This window comes from Rubneribacter sp. (genome assembly GCF_965361815.1).
Genome location: NZ_CBDTNW010000191.1, coordinates 1 through 22,379 on the forward strand (window position 1 = coordinate 1; position 22,379 = coordinate 22,379).

Genomic DNA, 22,379 nt, shown 5'->3' on the forward strand with positions numbered 1-22,379 from the left:
CCGACGGGCCGGCTCGGCCTCTGCCGGCCCTGGTTCAACAGGGGCGCTTCCGCAAGTTGGTCACAAACGACGTCCTATGGCACTCCGGACGGCCTATCCGGCGCGCCGGCGGGCCGCGCGATTCCCGCGACCTGGGATTTCCCCGGGCGCGAGGGGCGCGGAGGGCGGAAAGGCGGCCCCGGGCGTGCCACAGGGCGCGTTTTGTGGCCAACTTGCGGTCGACCCCCCGCCCGCCCGCTGAGCCGCCTCCGGCGGGGTCCGTGCCAGCGGTGGTTCAACAGCGGAAGAGGCTCCGGATGGCGAGAAATCACCGAAATCGGAAGGTTGGGCGGCGCATGGGGCGCTGACGGACGCTTTCGCTCAAGAAAAGGCCAGGTCACGGTCTGCCGAAATTTCTCTCCGCGCGTTGTTGGCGCCGTTGAGTTTCCGATTTCGGTGATTTCTCGCCAAGCAAGCGCGGACGGCCCCCGCCGAACCGCCTCCGGCGGGGTTCGTGTCAGCGGTGGTTCAACAGAGAGTTGATAACGCCATGGCCAGATGCTGTTGCCGCCAATCGGAAAACTCGTTAACCTCCCGTTAAGAACTTCTTAACTCGAAACTTATGGACGATTTATCGCAATAACCTCGGCATCCTCGTAGAGTGAAGCCAGCGAAAAGCCGGGGGTGAGAAGGCTTTTCCGCCCGCCGTCGCAAAGGCGCACCTCCCCTCCTCGTGGCTGATGCGGCGACGGGCCCGATGCGGCCGTTTCGGCCGTCTGGACGAGAGGAGATGAGCATGGCTGAACCCACGAAGCATAGTTTCACTCGCAGGAGCTTCATCAAGGGAGCGGCGGCCCTCACGGCGGCAGGCGCCCTTGCCGGCTGCAGCCCGCAGACGACAAACCTCGAGGAAACCGACTCCACGCAAGCCGAGGCCCCGGAGACGCAGATCTTCTCCGGCGTATGCCGTGGCAACTGCGGTGGCGGCTGCTTTCTGAATGTGCACGTGCGCGACGGTCAGGTGGTGCGTACGTCCGCGCGCGATATGCCGAACCCGGAATACAACCGTATTTGCGCGCGTGGTTTGACCCAGGTGGGCCGTATCTACAGCGCCGACCGCGTCCTGTATCCCATGAAGCGCATCGGCGAGCGTGGCTCGAACGATTTCGAGCGCATCAGTTGGGATGAGGCGCTTGATACCATCGCCGAGAAATGGAAGGGCTACCGTGAGGAGTACGGCCCGCAGTCCATCATGCTCTTTTACGGTTCGGGGAACTACGCGCTTTACAGCGGCAGCTGCAATGCGGTGGGCGCGGTCGTGCGATTCGAGAATATCCTTGGGTGCACCGATGCCGGCTTGGACGTGGACGTGGGAACCGGTTATGGTGCGACGCGTGCGCACGGCGGCAGCGACCTTGGCAACGAACTCACCGACCGCAAAAATGCAAAAACCCAGATACTGTGGGGGAACAATCCCGCCATCTCTCTCCCCCATACCTTGCATTTCATGATGGAAGCGAAGGAGAACGGCACACGGCTCGTCGTCATCGATCCGGTGTTCAACCCGAACACCGCGAAGGCTGACTGGTGGATACCTGTCAAGCCGGGCACTGACGGAGCGCTTGCTTTGGGCGTGCTGAACGTGCTGCTTGCAAACGGATGGGTGGATGACGACACGCTGCGCAACAAGACGAATTGCGGTCTGCTCATCAAGGAAGACGGCATGTACCTGCGTATGAGCGATCTTGGCGTCGAGCCGACCGAGGGCGACGTGGACCCGTTGACGGGTAAGCCGAAGGTGATTGACCTGCCTGCTGTGTGGGACGAAGATGCAGGCAAGGCTGTCGCGTTTAGCGACGCTACGAAACCGGCCCTGGAGAACGTGGCTCCCATCGAGGGCATTGCGGTCCAGACGGTGTACGAGAACGCGATGAGTTACATTTCCGCATGGACGCCCGAGGCGGCATCAGCAGTATGTGGCGTTTCGGAGGACGACATCCGCGAGCTTGCGCGCGTCTACTACGAAGATGGCCCGGTGACGACTGAAATCATGCAGGGTTTGAACCATTATCGCAATGCTCACTACACCGGTTGGCCGGTGTATTTGGTGGGGCTGCTGACGGGCAACGCGGGCAAGCCCGGCGCCGCCATTGGGCAAAGCGAAGAATATCTGCCCCAAATGATGTTCTCCAATATCAAGGAGGCATGCTATCCCACCGACGCTGCGGGCAATGTTGCGCCTGGCGTTTCGGGGCACCTGGATACGACGGTGTTCGAGGACGTGTTCACCACGGGTAAGTTCAAGGGTGAAGACTACGTTGTGAAGAGCGCGTACATTCATTGCTCGAATCCGTTGGTGACCATGTGCAACAACGATTACACCTCGCGTTGGATTGACGCGCTTGAATTTGTCGTGGTTGCCGACATGTGCATGACCGAAACATGCAAGCATGCAGACATTGTGCTGCCTGCCGCCCATTGGTTTGAGCAAGAGGATATCGGATTCTTGTTCTCGTCGCATCCGTATTTGCTTTATCAGGAGAAATGCGTCGAGCCTCTCGGTGAGGCAAAGCCTGACTTCCAGATCTTCGGCAGCATTTTAGATCGCCTCGGTTTGGGCGAGTTCTGGTGCACGGAAGACGAGTACGCTCAGACCGTTTTGGACTCCGAGTATTGGAAATCGCTGGATTGCACGCTGGAGAACATCAAGAGCAAGGGGGCTGTGCGCATCTATCCCGAGGGCGACAAGCTGGGGAGCGCTGATGTGCTTGCCACGGAAACCGGCCGCATTCAGCTCTACCAGGAAACGGCAGTTCCCAATAACGTAGCCACTGTGGAATTCGACATCTCCAAAGAGCGCGGCCTGTATTGGGAAACCCCGCAGTTCATTGGGGAGGATCGCGAATACCGTCAACAATATCCTTACAGCGTGCTGTCCGAGCATATGCGCACCCATACGCACACGCAATGGTGGGAGTGCGGTTACGTGCGCGAGTTCGAGCGAGAGCCTGTCGTGCGCATCAATCCCGACGACGCTGCCGAGTTGGGCATCGTGGAAGGCGATACGGTTCGCCTTTACAACGACAACGGGTATGTGGTCATGAAGGCGGCTATCAGTGCCGGTCTGCCGCGCAAGATGGTGTCGTCTGGACGCAGTTGGCAGAAGGATGACTTCATCGACGGCCATTTCGCGAATCTGTCTTCGAAAGACTACAATCCCATGATTGCGAACCAGGCTTTCAACGATGTTGCGGTTGCGATCGAGAAACTCTAGGGGAGTGGTGAAAAATGACTCATTACGGAATGGCGATTGACCTGAAGCGCTGCTTCGGATGCCAAGCATGTGCCGCTGCCTGCAAAGTTGCCAACAACATGCCGAAAGATTACAGCTACAACGTGGTGTATACGAAAGCCGACAAAGACTTCAGCACGCTTGGTTTGGCGGTTGCGAAGGGGGCTGTTTCCAACGACTGCGCCGGTGGTACGTATGACGACCCCACGCTCCTGTTCCTTCCCTTCCAGTGCCAGCACTGCGAGAATCCGGCGTGCTTGGACGTGTGCCCCACGGGCGCCACGGCCAAGGACGAGGAAACGGGCATCGTGACGGTGGACAGCGAGCTGTGCATCGGGTGCGAGTCGTGCATCAAGGCGTGTCCGTACGAGGGCGTGCGCACGCTCATCAAAAGTCCGGAGTACTACCTTGACGTGGTGGTGGGCGAGCATGACGCGCCGCCTCACAAGGGCGGCACGGTGGAGAAGTGCACGTTCTGCAAGAACCTCATCGACCGCGGCGAGGTGCCGGCGTGCATGCAGCTGTGCCCGGGCCGCGCGCGTTACTGGGGCGACCTGGACGACCCCGAGTCGGACGTGTCGAAGGCCATCGCAGGGCGCGAGACCATGTTTCTGCAGGAGGAGGCCGGCACGAAGCCGAGCGTGTACTGTCTGCAGTAAAGGCCGCCGCCCGCGCCGGCGGGCCCCTCGGCGGGCGTCGGTTGCGGGCCGGGGGCATGGCCGGGAGGCAGTGCCCCCGGGCGGCTGACGGCGGGGGCGGCGGTTGCGCAGGGGTGCGCGGCTGTCGCCCCTTGGGGCGAGAAGGGGGAGCGAATGGACCGGGAACGGAAGACGGAGGCGCAGGTGCGGAGGGCCGTGGGCCTGGCCGATGCGTGCGAGCTGCTGTCGTGCGCGTTCGCGTATCCGGACGAGCGGCTTGCGGTTGGGCTGTGCGACGGCGCGCTGGCCGACGACGCCGAGGCGTGCCTGATCGACGCGGGCGTTGCCGCCGACGAGGCGCGCCGGGTGGCCGAGGGCTTGCGCGCGTGGCGCGGCGCCGACGTCGCGCAGGTGCTGCCTGGCATGCGCGTGGCCTATTCGCGGATGTACCTGGCGCCGGGCGGGCACACGCCCGTCTTTCCCTACGAAAGCGCGTTTTTGCATGTGGAGAAAGGCGCGCCGGGCATTCCCGTGCTGTTCCGCACGCCGGTGACGCTGGACGTGGAGGCGCAGATGCGCGAGGCCGGCGTGGTGGCGAAGGACGCTCGCAAGGAGCCGTGCGACAGCGTGTTCGAGGAGTTCGAGTTTCTGTCCTACCTGCATGCGCGGCGCGCGGACGCGTTGGTGCGCGATGCGGCCGATGAGGCTGCGACCTGGGCTGACCGTGCGGTGCGGTTCGCACGCAAGCACGCGCTGGCGTGGATTCCGTCCTTCATGAGGCGCACGCGCGAGCAGGAGGCGGCCGTTGGCGGGCCCTACGCGGCGCTCGCCGCACTGGGCGAGGCGGCGTTGGGGGCGCTGGCGGACACAGAGGCAGCGGGGGTGATCGCATGACGTTTCTGCTGGTGCTGGCGGGCGCGGTGGTGTTTTCCGTTGCGTGCAAAGGACCGCTCAAAGCGCATCCCGGGGTGTTCTACGCGCTTGCCCTTGTGCTGGACGCGCTGTTCGTGGTCGATTCGTTTGCGCAGCTGCCGGGCGTGCTGCACGATGCGCTGTTCGTGCTGCTGCACAAGTGCACGCTGGCCACAGCGCTGTTTGCCGTGGTCATGTACATTGGGGTGTTCAAGCGCGACGGGCGGGTGGCGCAGACGTTGCGCCCCGTGCGCGCCGAGCTTTCCATCCTGGCGTGGCTGCTGTCGCTTGGGCATGTGGCGGTGTATGCGGCCTCCTATGTCACGCGGCTTGCGTCGGGTCTGCCGCAGGCCAACGTGGCGGCGGCCATCGCGGTGGCGTTCGTGCTGCTCGTGCTGCTGCTCGTGCTGGGCATCACGTCGTTCAACGCGGTGAAGCGCCGCATGAGCAAGGAGGCGTGGAAACGCGTGCAGCTGTGGGCGTATCCCTTTTTCGCCCTGGTGTACGTGCACCTCATGCTCATGCTGCTGCCCTCGGCCCTGCGCGGCGGTGCGGCCGCGCAAACGAGCGTGGCCGCGTACTCGGTGGTGTTTGCGGGCTACGCGGTTGCGCGCATCGTGCGGGCCGCGCGCGACCGCGTAGCCTCTAAGCCGCCCTGCGCGGACGCGTAAAGAAGCGAAGGAACCTTTTGCCCGCGCTGCCGCGAAGGTTCTCACGATCCTCTCTGTTTTCCGTCAAGCCCGTTCGGATTCCTGACGGGCTTGATGCTTTTTGCTGCGGTTCCAACGTGGGTGCTGGTGCTCCGCCGTTAAACAGGCGTTGACGCGGGTCCCGCCGGAGGCGGCTCGGCGAGGGGCCGCCCGCAGGTTGGTCACAAACTACGCCCTGTGGCACGCGCGGGGCCGCCTTTCCGCCCTCCGCGCCCTTCGCGCCCGGAGAAATCCCAGGTCGCGGAAATCGCGCAGCCCGCCGATGCGCCGGATCGGGCGTCCGGAGTGCCATAGGGCGCGTTTTGTGACCAACTCGCGCGGGGGGCTGTTAAGCCGGGATTGCCATAGGCCCGGTTGGCCTGCCGAGCAAAGCCCCACCGGTGTTTCGGAGAACCCCGCCTGCTGGGCGGGAAGGGGCTTTCGAATCACCTGGTCAAAGGGGTGTTCGGCCTGCGGTCCGACGAGCGCGGGTTCATGCCAATCCTGGTTTGACGGCGGATGCGTGCGGCCCCTGCCGGATCGCCGTCGGCGCGGGTCCGAGCCGGCGGCGGTTTAACGGAGAGTCTCCTGCGAATTCCTCGCGTGCGGCCCTATCCCCCTTCGAAAACGAAGCTGCTGTAGAGGTTTTTCGCCCTCCCTTGCATCAAAATGAGACAAATTACGTGCTACTAAGCATCGGCTTCTGTCGAGGCGCCTGATCGCAGCGTTGGGCCGCAAGGTTTGCGAGCGGTCTGACGGCGCGGCACGCGGCTTCGACGGAATGTCGGCATATGGAGAAAGCGAGGTTTTGGCCCCTATGGTGCTCACGGTTGGAAAAACGAGAAAGCGGGAAGGCGACATGCGCGCGGCGAGGAAACGGCTCGCCCGGCGCGGCTGGGCTCGCTGGGCGCTCGCGTCGTGCGCGCTCGCGCTTGCATGCGCGCTGGCGACGACGCCGGCGTATGCGGACGATGCAGCGGGAGAACCCGCTCCCGCTTTCGACGCGGCGGCGCTGCGCTCGATCGACGTGCAGCCTGCGGCGAACGGCGGTCCCGCCATACCCGGGCATGCGGGGCTCAATCACGTGGCCTTCGACATGGACCCCGCCAAGCCCTTCGCGGCCGACGTGTACTACGGGCGCACGCTCCTGACGAGCGAGGGGCAGAGGGCATGGGACCACGTGCTGGACCTCCTGCTGCACTACGACAACGCCGACGGCGCGCACAAGGTGTCCGGCGGCAACGCGTCGGTGGTGGTCAACTACGCCGACCTGGGCATCAGGCCCACGGCCGACGACGCCCGGCGCATTCAGAGCTACCTGGTGCGCAACGAGGCGCGCATGTTCCACCTGAAGGACTGGGCCGCGTCGTTCACCCAGGCCGGAGGCGTGGTGACGAAGCAGACGTTCACCGTGGGCAACGGCATGGCGGCGGGGTCGAACTACCAAAACGCCCTGCGCAACATTGAGGCCAAGGTTCAGCAGATGCTCAAGGCCAACCTCAAGGCCGACATGACCATCTACCAGCAAACGTGGGCCCTTCGAGAAGCGTACGAAGGCAGCGTCTCGTACAAGCAGGAGGGCGCATGCAGCGATTTGCGCGGCGCCTTCCTCAACGGAAAGGCCATCTGCGGCGGATACGCCAAAGGGTGGATGTACCTGATGCACCACCTGGGCATCAACACCATCTGGGTGGAGGGGTACGCCAACGTCACGTCCTCCGGCAACACCTATCATGCGTGGAACTACCTGTTGATGGACGGCGCCTGGTACATGTGCGACACCACATGGGGCGGCGCGAACTGGTGGATGCAGTCGGGCACCTACGCGCCCAACCGCAAGCACAACGCGACGTTCGCCGTCATGCCGACGCTTTCTGACACGCGCATCCCCCAGGCGTGGGGATTGTACCCCGGCATCTCGCTGAGCGTGAAGGAGTCGACGGTTGTCACGAAGGGCGCCGAACTTGACCCTCAATCGCTCGTGATCGGGTACTCGAATATCTACGGAGAGGATCTGACCGAAAATCTGCAGGTAACCGTCGAGCGCGTGAGCGGCCCCGGCGACATTGCCGAAACCGGGCGAATCGACACTGCCATGACGGGCGATTGGCTGGTCACCGCATCGGTGTTCGACAGCCACGGAAACTCGGCGAGCAAGACGGCGCGGGTGTCTGTTGTGGAAGGCGAGGTCTTTGAGTTCGGGGGAGCGAACAGCTTCACGCTGCTGCAAGGCGGCAAGGAGGTGCCCTACGCGAAGGGCATCATCCAAAAGGAGGCCAGCAACAACCCGAAGGTCATAGACCTTCCCGCTGGCGAGCATCGCCTGTTCGAGGCCACGGTGGGCGTTTTGGGGTCGGTTCGGCAAAACACGCAGTGGGGAAGCAACTGCAAAGTGGCGTTCAAGGTTGAGTTCCTCGATGCCGCCAACCAGGTGGTGGGCGATGCCTTCCAAACCCAGACGCACGGCTGGAAGCACGAGGCGGAAGACATTGAGCTGGCCGTTCCCGATCAGGCCGCCAAGGCGCGTCTGACCATGCTGCGCCAGGGGTCCGGCAACAACCACGGCGCGTGGGCCGGGGTCAGGGTGGTTAAGCTTGACCGCCTGCTTCCAAGCGCGGTGGGCGTTGCGGGCGGTTTGAGCGATCTGGTCTACAACGGCAGCCCCGCTCCCGAGTCCGCCATCCTCGTCTCGGGCAGCACCGGGGCCGTCTCGTTTACGTGGGAGCGCAGGTCCGGGGCGGGCTGGGAGGCGCTCGATGCCGCCCCCTCGGCCGCCGGCGAGTACCGCGTGACGGCCTCGGTTGCGGCTGACGCCGTGCATGCGGCGGCGTCGGGATCCGTGGAGTTCCAAATAGCCAAGGCTCCGCTCTCTGTGCCCTCCGTCCAGGTGGCCGACAAGGCTTACGACGGCACGACCGAGGCGCGGGTGGAGTCGGTGTCGTTTGAGGGCCTGGTTGCGGGCGAGACGCTTGAGGCGGGCACCGACTACGAGGCCAGCGCCTCCTTCGACGGCGCCGGGGCCTCCCCGTCGCGCGACGTCTCCGTGGAGTTGGCGCTGACGGACTCGGCCAAGGCGTCGAACTACGAGCTTGCGCCCGGTCCCTTTGCGGCCCAAGCCGCCATCTCCTACGGCAGCGTGGCGCTGGAGGCCGACGAGGCGTCGTTCACCCTGCTGCGCGACGGGGCCGAGACGGCCTACGACCGCGGCTTCGTGCAGAAGGAGGCCTTCGGAAACCCCCGGGTCGTGGACCTGCCGACGGGCGAGCGGCGCGTGCTGTCCGCCACGGCGGGCGTGCTGGGGTCGGTGCGCCAAAACGTCAAGTGGGGCCACTACTGCAAGGTGGCCTTCCGGGTTGAGTTCCTGGACGCGCAGGGCCGGCTCATAGGCGACGCCTTCCAAACCCAGACGCACGGCTGGAAGCACGAGGCGGAAGACATCGAGCTGGCCGTCCCCGACCAGGCCGTCCAGGCGCGTCTGACCATGCTGTGCCAGGGGTCCGGCAACAACCACGGCGCATGGGCCAACCTTGAGGTGGCTTCCGTGGCCGACAAGCTGCCCAGCGAAATCGAGATAACGGAGAACCTGGAGGGACTGGCGTACAATGGCAGCCCCGTCGCCGAGCCTGCGGTTCGCGCCTCGGGCAGCACCGGGGCCGTCACGTTTTCGTGGGAGCGCAGGTCCGGGGAGGGCTGGGAGGCGCTGGGCGCCGCCCCCTCGGCCGCCGGCGAGTACCGCGTGACGGCCCATCTGGCCGAGGGCCTGGTGTATGCGGGGGCCGTTTCCCAGCCGGTTGAGTTCTCCATTGCCAAGGTCCCGCTCTCCGTCGTTTCCGCCCAGGTGGCGGACAAGGTCTACGACGGCACCGCGGATGCGCGCGTTGAATCCGTTGCGTTCGAGGGCGTGGTGGCCGGCGAATCCTTGGAGGCGGGCACCCACTACCAGGTTGTCGGCGCCTTCGACGATCCGTCCGCGTCCCTGTCCGAAAAGGGCGTGGCCGTTTCGGTTGAGCTGACGGGCGCCGCTGCGGAGAACTACCAGCTTGAAAACGCCTCCGTCCGCACGCAGGCGACCATCTCCTACGCCTCGACCAGCGTCGAGGCAAGTGCTGCGGAGCACGTCGCGTACGGGGAGGACCTGGTTGTCACGGTGACGCTCTCCTCCGAGTCCGAGGCCGCGCTGGCCGAGTCCGAAACGGTGCATGTGTGGGCCGGCCGCACGCACCTGGGCGAGCTGGAGGCGCGACCCGGCACGCCCGCCCAGTTCGTCTACGACACGGCGGAAAAGGGCCTGGCCGTGGGATCGAACTTTCTGACCGTGCAGTTCAGGGGCAACGCCAACGCAACGGGCTCTGTCTCCTCCGAGGTCCGGGTGGAGCTTGGGAAGCGCGATGCGGCGGTGACGGTGGAGGGCCCCTCCAAGGCCTACGACGGCACGACGGCGCTTCCCCAGGGCTCGTCCGTGGTGGCGTCGGGCGCCGTTGCCGACGACGATGTGCGCGTGGAGTTCGCATCCGCCGCCTACGACCATGCCGAGGCGGCGCGGGCGTCCGCGGTGCTGGTGGAGGGCGTGACGCTTGCGGGCGCCGACGCCCAGTGGTACAGCGCGCCGCCCTCCGTGTCCGTGCCGGCCTCCGTTGCCAAGGCCCCGCTTTCCATCTCCTCCGCCCAGGTGGCCGACAAAGCCTACGACGGCACGACCGAGGCGCGGGTGGAGTCGGTGTCGTTTGAGGGCCTGGTTGCGGGCGAGGCGCTTGAGGCGGGCGCCGACTACGAGGCCAGCGCCTCCTTCGACGGCGCCGGGGCGTCCGGCTCGCGCGTCGCCGTCGTGACGGTGGCGCTTGCGGATTCGGCCAAGGCCGCGAACTACGAGCTTGCGTCCGGGTCCTTTGAAACGCGCGCCGCCATCGCCGAGGGCAGCGTGGCGCTGGAGGTTGGCAAAGCCTCGTTCACCCTGCTGCAAGACGGGAAGGAGACGGCCTACTCGCAAGGCGTCGTCCAAATGGAGCGCAGCAACAACCCGAAGGTCGTGGACCTGCCCGCGGGCGAGCGGCGCGTGCTGTCCGCCACGGCGGGCGTGCTGGGATCGGTGCGCCAGAACCTCAAGTGGGGCCACTACTGCAAGGTGGCCTTCCGGGTTGAGTTCCTGGACGCGCAGGGCCGGCTCATAGGCGACGCCTTCCAAACCGGGGCCCACGGTTGGAAGCACGAGGCGGAAAAAGTGTCGGTTGCGGTGCCCGACCAGGCCGTCCAGGCGCGTCTGACCATGCTGTGCCAAGGGTCCGGCAACAACCACGGCGCATGGGCGGACCTTGCGGTGTCCTCCTTCGCCGACGATCCGTCCTACCCGGCGGCGCCGTCTTCTGGAAGCGGGGCGTGAGGGCCGGCTCGGAAGAGGAAGGCGCCCCCGCTTGCGTCGTGCGCGGGGCGGATGCAGCGGGAGGGCGGGCGAGGCCGCGCGAGGGGCCTCGCCCGCCTAGGCGGCGCAGCAGGAAGGCGCGTGCAGCGTGTGTTTCGAGGTTGAGAGGATGTTCATGATGAGGCGTACAGCTTTGTCTCGGTCGGGGGAGGCTCGGCCGAAAGGCGCGCTCCTGTCGCTTTTGCTGGCGGCGGTGCTCGCATTGTCCATGCTCCCGGCGCTGCCGCAAGCGGCGCGGGCGAGCGAAGGGGAATCGGCGCCGCTTGAGGAGGGCGGCGCAAGCGCGTGGGACAACACGGCGCGCACGGTGAACCTCGTGCAGCCCGACGGGTTCGTCTCGGGCGTCCGCAACCCGGCGCAGCCCACCGCTTCGCCATCGGCCACCTGGGCGAACGGCGGCAACGGCAGCTACGTCTACTTCGGCCGCTACTTCATAGACTCCGCCGAGCAGAAGGATCCGCTGCGGTGGCGCCTGCTTGACAAGGAGTCGGCCAGCGGCAACGCCGCGTCCGACAGCTTCCTTCTGCAGACGGCCTACATTGTGGACCAGGTGCTCTGGAAGGAGCAGATCAACCACTTCGACGAGAAGTGGAACGAGTCCAACCTGCGCAAATGGATGCGCTCGGAAAGCTTCGACCAGCAGTACGACTCCTACACCGCGGGCGGTTTCTGGAACACCGCCTTCACGCCCGACGAGCAGGCCGCCGTCAAGCGCACCACGTGGCCGGCGAGGGGCAACGTGGGCCTGCTTGTGGACATGCCCCTTGCCGACGACACGGCGTTCATCCTTTCGGGGGCGGAGCTTCTGCGCGCGGACTACGGTTTCGCGCCCTTCCCCGATACCTCCTACGTCCAGTCCTCCGTGCAGCTCACCGCCACCCCCTACGCGCAGTCGCAGGGCGCGACGGTGAGCACGTCCACGAACGCGTACGGCTCCTATTGGACGCGCTCCTACCTGGATTTGAGCGGATCCGAGGGCATGTACGACCAAATCCGCCCCGCAGCCGTGGATTCCGAGGGCGCGGTGTACTCCAACAGGGAGGCCGCCCCCCTGGCCGAAGGCGCAGGCGCGCTCGGCTTGGACGTTCCCCTGGCCGAAGGCGCGGGCACGCTCGGCTTGGATGCGCTCGCCAAAAGCGCCGCCGGCGGATACGAGGGCATCGGCGTCGCGCCCGCGCTGAACCTGGGATGGGACGGCGTGCTGTACTTCATTGACGCCGGCGCCTCCCGCGCGGAGTCCCTTTCGGGCACCGCCCTCTCCTCCGGCAACGAGTGGGGCGTGGCCGTGCTCAACGACGACGCGGCGCTTCGGGCCTTTGTGGCTGGGGGGCTGGACGCCGCCTCTCCCGGATCGCAGCTGTCCGTCCAGGTGACGGGCGTCGACCCCGCAAGGGGCTACAACCGCATCTCGGCCATGCTCGTGAACTCGGCGGGCGCCGTGATGGCCTACGGCCCCCTTGCCGACAAAGCCGAGGACGGAACCTACGCCCTGACCATCCCCCAGGACATGCAGTGGGGCGACTACACGCTGAAGGTGTTCGCCGAGAAGGCGGATGAGGACGCAAGGGCCACCGCGGTTGCCAGCCGCACCTCCGACGTCGCGCTCAAGGTGACCGACGGGCAGGGGGGCGCGGCGCTCCAGCTGGGCGGCCTGGCGGCCCTTGACGCCACGTACGGCGACGACATGGGGCGCCTGGGCCAAAGCGTCCGCATCGACAACGTGGGGTTGTCCCAGGCCGCCAACGTGTCCGTGTCCACCAACCTGCCGGAGGTCTTCGAGGTGAGGGGAGGCGTTGCCGCCATCGCCCCGGGTGATGCGGACGAGTCGTGGAGCATCGTCCCCAAAGGGTCCATCGACGCCGGCGCCTACCAAGCGACCGTGACCGTGACGTACGAGACGAACGGGCAGATCGCAAGCCTCTCCACCGCGCTGGAGCTTGTGGTGCACCCCAAGCAGGTGGTGGTCACCACGCGGCTCAAAGAGTCGGAGAAGCCCTTCTGGCGCGTGGGGTCCGAGCAGTCCGCCACCGACACCACATCCATCTACGCCGACGGCGACCTGGTGTGGGAAGAAGACCGGTTCGGCGGGTTCTGGAACACCTACGACCACAACGAGGCCGCCTACCGCGCCTCCGTCGCGCAAGCGTCCAACCCCGACTACCCGGAAGGGGGCGTGCAGACCACCGTCTACGACCAGGGCTACAACGGGCCTTTGGAGGCCGTGTACCAAAACGTGGAAGGCGAAACCGTGCGGGCCACCGTGCTCTACGACGGCTCCGCGTACCTGCCCATCGGCGAGCGCATCGCGCGGCCGGACGCCGGCGAAGGAGGGTCGGACGGGTGGATCATCGCCGACTCCTCCAAGCCCTATCCCACCATTCGCGGTTTGAGCGCGGGCTCCTACAGCGTGACGGCCCATATCGAGGACCCCAATTACGTGTCGCAAAGGCTCGACGGCGTGTACAACGTCGATCTGCAATGGGGCAAGCTGACCGAGGACGGCGAGTACGAGTACCCCGTTCCCTCGGCGCCACCCGAGTGGGATTTCGAGATCGACTACGCCGCCGAGACGGTGACCGTCTACATGGAAAACGGCGTGGAAATACACGAGGCGAACACCAAGGAGGACTTCACCGGGCAAAAGATAGCGAACGGCGCGTCCGTTTCCCCGTTCATCGGCGAGTACGGCGAAGAGCCGCACGTGGTGTACCTGCGCGTGGCTGACAACGCCTCGGCGTTCCCCTCGGCCGCCACGGCGGTGACCGTGCCCACCCGCCCCCAGGGGCCCCAGGGCCTGGGCAGCCAGCAGCCCAGCGCAAGCGGCCGCGGCGACGGCAAGATCACCGGCGTCACCACCGCGATGCAGTACCGTCCGAAAACCGACGACGGAACGGGCGTATGGCAGGACGTCTACGCGGACGGCAGCGTGGAGGTGCCTGCGGGAACCTACGAGGTCCGCTACAAGGCGGACTACAACCCGCAGCGCCGGCATTGGGACGCCCAGGCCCACGTCATGCGCGACTACGAAGGCGGCCCGGGCAACGCGTTCGCGTCGTCGGCCACCGTTGTGGAGGTGGAGGAGTCGCAGGTTGAGCAGCCCGGCTTCTCCATTTCGGGAGGCGAGGACGGCCTGCTGATGTTCGAGCCGAACGGCGCGTTCGGCATAGGCTTCACGCCGGAGTTTTTGACGGTTGAGCTTGCGAACACGGGCAAGAAGGAGGCTGCGCTCGAGGGGCTTGCGCTCTATCCCAGCACGGGCGGGGACCCCTACGCGCTGTTCGAGTTCGTTGACGCGACCGAGGCCGACAAGGTGCTGAAACCCGGCGAGAGCCGCTCGTTCAAGATTCGCCCCGGCAACGCGTTCATCGAGGCCGCGCCCGTGGTGGCCGACGGTGCGCGGCGCGACGGCACGGAGATCGGCGTGGTGTACGACGGCGGCCAGATAGCGAAGGCGGTCGGCGACATGGTGGCCAGCGTGGGGCAGCCGGCGCGCGTGTCGCAGAAGGCGCCCGAGGCGCCTGTGGTGGAAAGCGTCGGCGCGGGATCGGTCACCCTTGAGGAGCTGGACCCGGCGCAGGGGCGCGGTGGCGTGCGCTACGGCTGGAGCACGGAGGAGAACGGGCAGTACACGTGGCAGGAAAGCCCGGTCATCACGGGCCTTGCGGCGAACACCGCGTACTGGGTGAAGCAGAAGTACGCCGGCAACGGCGGCTACCTTGAGGCGGTGAGCCCGGCAACGCAGGTGGAGGTGGAGGAAGGCGCCGCGCCCGAGGTGAACCTGCAGGCGACCACGTACGCGGGGGACGTTGCGCAGACCGAGTTCACGTTCGGCGACGTCGTCACCGTCAAAGGGAGCGTGAGCGCGGAGGCGGCCGCGGGTTCGCAGGGCGTGAGCGTGCTGTGGGATTCTGTGGTGCTGGCGACGGGCGAGGTGGGCGGCGACGGCTCGTTTTCCGTCCCCGTCGTGCTCGATAACGCCGACATCCCCGCCGACCGGTACGGCGCCGACGACGCCACGCCGCTTGCGGTGCGCTTCGCCGACGCGTCGGGTTCCCATGACGTTGCGTGCGAGGTGCGGCTTGCGAAGAAGGAGGTGACGGTGGAGCATGCGGCCTCGGGCGTGACGAAACCCTACGACGGCACGACCGCAGTGACCATGCCAGATGCCATCACGGCGGCCGTTCCCGCCGATCAGGTGGTGGGCGGCTTGGCGCCGCAGGTGATTGTGGGGTCGTACGCGTACGCGTCGGCGGACGCGGGGACCGACGTGCCCATCGTGGCCTCGGATGTGTCGCTGTCGGGAGAGAACGCCGGGTTCTACCGGCTTGCCGCCAGCGGCCACGTTGACGCGCGGGGCTCCATCACGCCGGTTCCGTGGCAGGTGGGCGAGGCCGGCGTCGAGCAGCCGAGCGTCACCTACGTGGCCGACGACCATTTCACCGTGACGGCGCGGATAGCCGGCGCGTCGGCGGACTCGCCGGCGCAGGTGAGCATAGCGGGTCCTCGCGGGGAGCTGGGGGTTTTGAGCCTTGCCCAAGAGGAGCTGAGCGCCGTGTTCGCCCTTGAGGACGCGGTTGACGCGCTTGAGCCGGGGGAGAACCAGATCACCGTCACCGCGGTGGCGGACGGGGGCAACCATGTCGAGGGCCGGGCCACCGCCCGCCTGACGGCGAACCCGTACACGCTTGCGGATGGCGACGTTGCGTGGAGCGGCATGGACGACCGCCGCGAGAACGACGGCGTGCACGTGAGCGCCTCCGTCGCCGAGGGGTCGAAGGTGCCCGACAAGGGCTTGGCGTTTGTGCTGAGCGACAACGCCTCCCGCCAGACCGCCGGAACCTTCCAGGTGACCTTGGAGCGCGTGGAGGGCGACCGGGCGTCGTGGTACCGGGTGCCCGCCGATCCGAAGATCTCCCGCAGCGTGGTCATCGCCCCGGCCAAGCCCGAGGTCGTGGAGGGCGTCGCGACGCTTTCCGCAGTGGCCGGCGCCTCCGTGCCCTACGACGGCGCGGCCCTCCAACAGGCCGACGTGGTGGCGCAGGCTGCGTACGGCGCCGTTCCCGCCACGGCCGACCAGCTGTCCTACCAACACCGCGCCGCCGGCGCGACGGACGGGTGGCGGGATGGCCTGCCAACGGACGCCGGCGCCTACGATGTGCGGATAACGCTTGCCGCATGGACCGACGTAACGGCCGCCCCGCACATCCGCTACGAGCAGCGGCAAGTTGAGGCGCGGGTTGTTGTTGAGCGCGTGGCCCCGCCTGCGGCCGCGTCCGCCTCGCTCGTCGTCAAAAACGGCGTCCCCTCGGTGGCGACGTTCGACTTCGCCACGCTGCTTCCCGCGCTTGGGGACGGTCTGACATGGGGCGATGCGAAGGGTTGGACGCTCAGCTCCGTAAACGTGTCGGGCGGCTACTACGATGAGGGCGCCGGCCCCGCGCGCTTGGAGGGTTCGGTGCTGACCCTGCCCATCCAGCCTGTCGAATCGTCTGCCGAGGGGCCGGTGGGCACGGTGACCGCGGTGTACGAGTCGGGCAACTTCGAACCTGTGACGGCGGTTCTGAACGTGTCGAGCGCCAACCGCGCCCAGCCCGTCGCGTCGGGCGTGGCCGCAACGCCCATAACGTACGGGCAGGCCGTCTCCGAGTCGGCCCTTTCGGCGACGTTCGTCGATCCGCAGACGGGGCGGGAGGTTGCAGGCACGCTTTCGTGGGACGACCCGGGCGCGGTCCCCGATGCGGGCGACGCCGCCCCCTCCTGGACGTTCGCGCCTGACGATTCGGCCACCTACCAGCCCGTTTCGGGAACGGTGCCGCTCTCGGTCGCCCGGCGTTCGGTTGAGGTGGCCCTGACGGGCGACGCCGCCAAGGCCTACGACGGCACAACGGCCGTTCCGGCGAGCCACACGCTGGGGCTGGCGCTGACGGGCGGGGTGCTCGCCTCCGACGCCGGCCAGGTGGAGGCAACGGCTGCGGCGTACGCGTTCGCCGGGAAGAACGCGTACGAGAACGCCGTGGTGGCCTCCGGGGTTTCCCTCTTCGGTGCCCGGGCCCACAACTACGCGTTGCCCGCCGCGGCCCGTTCGGGCGTCGAGGTGCGCGGGACGGTCCCCTCGGGGATAGCGCCGCGGGAGATCGTCCTTGTTTCGGCCTCCATCGCCCCGCGCGCTTACGACGGCTCGCTTGACGCCCCGGTGGCCGAGGCCGTGTTCGACAACCTTGTGCCCGGCGAGCGGCTGGTCGTGGGCACGGACGTGCAGGGGGCGGGGGTGTACGCCGACGCGAACGCGGGCGCGGGCAAGCGCGCGACGAACGTGTCCGTGCAGCTGCTCGGCAGCGACGCGGCGTCGAACTACGTGATTGCGGCGGACGCGCCGCCGGTGTCCGCCGTCGGCGAGGTTGTGAAGGCGGTGCCTGCGGTGACGGGTTCGGTTTCCGTGATCGGGGAGGTGGCGGCCGGCTCTCCGCTGTCCGCCGTCGGGCTGTCGGGGGCGTTTTCGAACGATGCTTCGGGCGATCCGGTTCCGGGTTCGCTTGCGTGGAGCGACCCCTCGCTCGTGCTTGCGGCAGGCGAGCACGAGGCGATGTGGACGTTCGTTCCCCGGGACTCCGCCAACTACGAGCCTGTCTCCGGCACGGTTGCGGTGCGGGTTGCCGAGGCGCCGAACGTCGGGCAGGATCCGGACTCCAATCCCGCGACGCCCCCCGGTTCCGCGCCCGGCTCCGGCTCTGGGTCGGATGCCGCGGCGACCCCCGATTCCGGCTCCAGCCCTGGGTCTAACCCCGGGTCCGGTTCGGCGCCGGCGGGGGAGGGCGCGCCCGCGACGTCGGGCGAGGAGAAGGCCGCCGCCCCGGCGCAGGTCCCCCTGCCGACGGGCGATCCGCTTGCGATCGCGGTGGTGCTGCTTGCGGTTTGCGCGGTGGCGGCGGGCGTTTGCGCGCTCGTCGTGCGTCGCAAGGGAAGGTGATGGCGCGCGGGGGCGCGCCAAGCGAGCGCCCCCGCCGTCCCGAGCGGCACGCCCCGCCAAGCGAGCGCCCCCGCCGGACGCGATGGGGGCCCGCCAAGCGAGCGCCCCCGCCGTCCCAAACAGGGGCGCCCCGCCGTCCTTTCGCCGCCTTTCGCCCTTCGTCCCGCTGCACTGATTCGATGAATTGGGCGACAGCCGAACGATTCTGGCTATACAATACGGTGTCCGGCTTTGCGGACGGGCGCGGCCCCGCCGTCTTCGCCCGCAGGCCCGCGAACTGTTGGCCGATAGAAGGACGTGCATGAACCCGGTTGTCGTCGTTCCCGTTTTCATCTCCGCTCGGCGCCGCAAAGAAGGCGGCACCATGCTCACCACCTACGATCACGCCACGCCCATCTCGGCGCCCGGCGAGCTGCCGCGGCTTCTTGCGTCGCTGCAGAAGGTACGCGGGCTGGGCCAGGTGCTGGTGCTGGTTGTCAGCGAGCCTTCCATAGAGAACCAGGCGTCCGAGAAGGTGCAGGCTGCGGTGTCCCGGTTCCCATCGCTCAACACGCTGGTCATCGGCTCGTCCGAGCTGGCGCTCGTTCAGCAGCGCATGGAGCAGCTGGGCCTGGGCAAGCTGCAGAAGGAGATCGGCCTTGCCGGGTACGGCGCCGTGCGCAACCTCGGATTGGTGATGGCCAACGTCCTGGGCTACGACTCGGTGGTGTTTTTGGACGACGACGAGGTGGTGGACGACGCCGACTTCCTCCAAAAGGCCATGTACGGGCTGGGCAAGCTCACCAAGAAGGGCATCCCCATCCTGGCCAAAACCGGGTTCTACTTCAATTCCGAAGGTTCCTACCTCTCGAAGAGCCAAGACAAGTGGTACAACCATTTCTGGCAGCAGGGCAGGGCGTTCAACAAGTGGATCTCGAAGGCCGTGCGGGGTCCGCGCCTGTCGCGTTCGAACCACGTGTGCGGCGGCTGCCTGGCGCTGCATCGCGAGGCGTTCCGGCGCCTGTCCTTCGACCCGTGGATCGCGCGCGGCGAGGATTTGGACTACATGCTGAACCTGCGCATGTACGGCTCGGACATCTGGTTCGACAACCAGTGGAGCCTGCGCCATCTGCCCCCCGAGACGGCCAGCGAGGGCACGCGTTTCCGCCAGGACATCTTCCGCTGGCTCTACGAGTACCGCAAGATGGAGTACAGCCGCACCCAGATCGACCTTCTGCAGGTGAAGCCCTCGTCGCTTGAGCCGTATCCGGGTCCGTTCCTGGAGCCGGGCATCACGAAGCGCATCCGCCTGACGGCGTTTCTGCGCAGCTTGGCGCGCCCCGACAAGCGGGCGTACCGCAAGGCTGCCAAGGCGGCAACGGGCGAGGCCACCACGTACGCCCAGCGCAACTGCGCGAAGTACTTCGAGTTCCAGTTCGTGTGGCCGGAGCTTATGGCGCGCATGGAGGGCGACCAGATCCTGCGCACGGCGCTGCTGCAGTCGGCCGCCCAGCGTCAGCTCGACGCCGCCGGCGACGGCGCGCCCGTGCATCCCGTGGCCGCCTCCCCGTCGGCCATTGACCCGGGCGTCACAAGCGAGATACGCCTGAACATCGCCGAGTAGGGAGTCGGTTGCGCCTATGGACACCCTCACGCTGTTCGCTCTTCCCGCGCTTGTTGGAGCGGGGATCGGCGTTTTGTCGGGCATGCTCGGCATAGGCGGGGGGACCATCTTGGTGCCCGTGTTCCGCCTGCTCTTCAACATGAGCCCCGTCATGTCCACGGCAACGTCGCTGTTCACCATCATCCCCACGTCCGTGTCGGGCGTGGCGTCGCATGTGCGGTTCAAAACGTGCGTGGTTTCTTTGGGGGTGGCCACCGGCTTGGGCGGCGCCCTCACTTCGCCTGTGGGCGTGTGGCTGGCCAGCATTTCGCCGTCGTGGGCGATCATGGTGGCCGCCGCCCTCATCATCGGGTGGTCGGCTGTCGACGTGCTCAGGAAGGCGGTGAAGGAGTCGCGGACTGCGGAAGCGGGCCAATCCGCGAAAGGCGGCGCGAAGGGCGCTCGGCTTGCGAGCGGGGATGGGCTTGCGGCCTCTGCGCGGCCCGACGGCGCGCCCGCCGGCTCCGCTGCCGGCCCTGCGCCCGCGGCCTCCGGTACCGCCAACGACGCCGCGTCGTCCCCCTCTTCCGTCAAACTCACGCGGAAGCAGCTGGTCACGGGCGCGATCATCGGTCTGGGGGCCGGTCTTGCCTCCGGGTACGTGGGCGTGGGGGGCGGCTTCATCATGGTGCCTTTCATGCTGTCGTTCGTTGGCATTCCCATGCGGCTGGCGTCGGGGACCTCGCTGATGGCCGTCATGATACTGGCCGTTCCCGGCGTTATCGAGCAGGCGCTGTTCGGCAACATCAACTACCTGGCGGGCATCGCCGTGGCGGTGGGGTCCATCCCCGGCGCGGCGGTGGGCGCCCGCCTGGTGCGCGTGGTTCCCGAGCGCACGCTCCGCTTCATTTTCAGCGGGTTTCTTTTGGTGGCCGCCGTCCTGCTGGCGCTCAACGAATTCGGTATACTGGGCTGACGGACGAAACGGCGATGGCGCTGCGCACGCGCCGCCGCCATGCTGGGCGCTTGCTGGGCGGCGCGCCCTGGTCAGGAGGAGAGTATGCAGGAAGACGCTCAAGCGGCTCGGGCGGCAAGGGCGGCCTTGCCCCGCTTCTTCACGCTCGAGATGCTCATGTTCACGATTGCCGTGCTCTCGGGGTTGGTGCTCATCTGGCACCTGGTGGGCCCGAACCGCAACATGGCGGCCCTGGCCTGCGCGGGCGTGGTGTTCACCCTGTCCATTGTGGTGGTCATCCGGTTGTACATGGACCCCGACTCGGTGCGCGCGCGCCAATCCAACGCCATGCTCAAGCTGGCAAGCCAAACGCTCGCGTGCATGAGCGAGGGCATGGATCCTGCCGCAGCGCAGAAGATCTGCCAGCTGCTGCTTCCCGCCACGGCCGCCATCGCGGTGGCCATTACCGACAAAGAGCGCATCTTGGCCTATGTCGGGCACGAGGAGTCGGCGAACCCCACCGGCAGCATCATCCGAACGCATGCGACGCACGCCGCCATCGCGGAGGGCACGATGCGCATCCTGTTCACGCCCGAGGACATAGGCTTTCCGCGGGGCCATTCCAGCATCAAGGCCGCCATCATCGTGCCGCTGACCATCGGCCGCACCGTGGCCGGTACGCTCAAGTTCTACTACCGGCGCGCCAGCCACATCAGCGAGACGCAGAAATCAATGGCCGAGGGGTTCGGCCAGCTCCTGTCCACGCAGATGGCCGCGGCCGCGTTGGAAGAGCAGACGCAGCTGGCCACGCGCATGGAGCTGAAAATGCTGCAAAGCCAGATCAACCCCCATTTCCTGTTCAACACCATCAACACCATCGCCTCGCTTGTGCGCACCGACCCCGTGACCGCGCGCAAGCTGCTGCGGGAGTTCGCCGTGTTCTACCGTCGCACGTTGGAGGACTCGGCCGACCTCATTGTGTTCGCTCGGGAAATGGAGCAGACGCGGCGGTACTTCACGTTCGAGGTGGCGCGTTTCGGGGCCGATCGCGTGGTCATGGAGGAGGACATCGATCCGCGCGTGGACGACATGCTGGTGCCGCCGTTTTTGATCCAGCCGCTGGTGGAGAACGCGGTGCGCCACGCCATGCCCTCGGAGGGAAAGCTGACCATTTTGGTGAAGGGCGAGGTGGCCGGCGACGACGTGGTCATCCGCGTGGCCGACGACGGCGTGGGCATGACCGAGGAGGCGCGGCAGAACATCCTGCATCCGGAATCGTCCACGGGGCTGGGCATTGCCGTGAAAAACGTGCACGACCGCATTTGCGGGTACTTCGGAATGGGCACCCATATGGACGTGGAAAGCGAGCTGGGCGTCGGCACCTGCGTCAAGCTGGTGCTCAAAGGCGGTGCGCTGGGACGGTAGGGCGAGGACCGGCCCGGAATCCGGCCGGCGCAGGCCCGTGCCGGCGGCTCGGCGAGGGGTTGCCCGCGAGTTGGCCACAAACCGCACCCTATGGCACGCGCGGGGCCGGTTTTCTGCCCTCTGTGCCCTCCGCGCTTGGAGAAACCCCAGGTCGCGAGAATCGTGCGGCTTGCTGGCGAGCCGAATCGACCGCCCGGAGTGCCACAGGGCGACGTTTGTGACCAACTTTCGAAAGCGCCCCTGTTGAACCGGGATCGGCATGGGCCGGGCCGCCGGGCAAGGCCCCGCCGGCGCTTCGGAGAGCCCTTTCCGACGGGCAGACGGGGCTTTCCAAAACGCCCAATCAGGGGAAGCCCGGCCCGAGATTCGGCAAACACCGGTTCGTGTCAACGGTGATTTAACAGCGAACGGCGGCCCTTCTGGACAAAACGGCCCCCAATCCACATCCTCAAAAGAGGATAACCAAAACCGCGAGCTGCCTACCTGGGGAAACGCGCGGCCTTTCCGCGCGCCTCCTTGAAAGG

At 67.0% G+C, this 22,379-nt stretch carries 9 protein-coding genes; all 9 read left to right on the forward strand.

What is annotated here, in order from left to right; genetic code table 11:
• Positions 1-775: 775 nt before the first annotated feature.
• The 9 genes from ACWKY3_RS13715 (at position 776) to ACWKY3_RS13755 (ending at position 21,855) form a co-directional block, all read left to right on the forward strand.
• Positions 776-3,253, forward strand: coding sequence for a molybdopterin-containing oxidoreductase family protein (locus tag ACWKY3_RS13715; RefSeq protein ID WP_449316954.1), 2,478 nt, complete (start codon positions 776-778; stop codon positions 3,251-3,253).
• A 14-nt stretch (positions 3,254-3,267) separates the two neighbouring features.
• A complete protein-coding gene (locus ACWKY3_RS13720) occupies positions 3,268-3,930 on the forward strand; it encodes a 4Fe-4S dicluster domain-containing protein (RefSeq protein ID WP_449316955.1) in 663 nt (220 codons plus the stop codon).
• A gap of 153 nt (positions 3,931-4,083) precedes the next feature.
• Complete coding sequence (locus ACWKY3_RS13725) at positions 4,084-4,803, forward strand: TorD/DmsD family molecular chaperone (RefSeq protein ID WP_449316956.1); 720 nt, start codon at positions 4,084-4,086, stop codon at positions 4,801-4,803.
• Positions 4,800-5,492, forward strand: a complete 693-nt coding sequence (locus ACWKY3_RS13730) for a ferric reductase-like transmembrane domain-containing protein (RefSeq protein WP_449316957.1) — start codon at positions 4,800-4,802, stop codon at positions 5,490-5,492. Before ACWKY3_RS13725 ends, ACWKY3_RS13730 begins: the two co-directional genes overlap by 4 nt.
• Before the next feature lie 877 nt (positions 5,493-6,369).
• Positions 6,370-10,887: a YDG domain-containing protein gene (locus ACWKY3_RS13735; protein ID WP_449316958.1), complete on the forward strand. Its 4,518-nt coding sequence runs from the start codon at positions 6,370-6,372 to the stop codon at positions 10,885-10,887.
• 154 nt (positions 10,888-11,041) lie between these two features.
• Positions 11,042-17,893, forward strand: coding sequence for a YDG domain-containing protein (locus ACWKY3_RS13740; RefSeq protein ID WP_449316959.1), 6,852 nt, complete (start codon positions 11,042-11,044; stop codon positions 17,891-17,893).
• A gap of 301 nt (positions 17,894-18,194) precedes the next feature.
• A complete protein-coding gene (locus tag ACWKY3_RS13745) occupies positions 18,195-19,496 on the forward strand; it encodes a glycosyltransferase family 2 protein (RefSeq protein WP_449316960.1) in 1,302 nt (433 codons plus the stop codon).
• A 16-nt stretch (positions 19,497-19,512) separates the two neighbouring features.
• Positions 19,513-20,451: a sulfite exporter TauE/SafE family protein gene (locus ACWKY3_RS13750; protein WP_449316961.1), complete on the forward strand. Its 939-nt coding sequence runs from the start codon at positions 19,513-19,515 to the stop codon at positions 20,449-20,451.
• Between the two features lie 84 nt (positions 20,452-20,535).
• On the forward strand, positions 20,536-21,855 hold the full coding sequence (locus ACWKY3_RS13755) for a histidine kinase (RefSeq protein ID WP_449316962.1): 1,320 nt from the start codon (positions 20,536-20,538) through the stop codon (positions 21,853-21,855).
• The last annotated feature ends 524 nt before the right edge of the window (positions 21,856-22,379 follow it).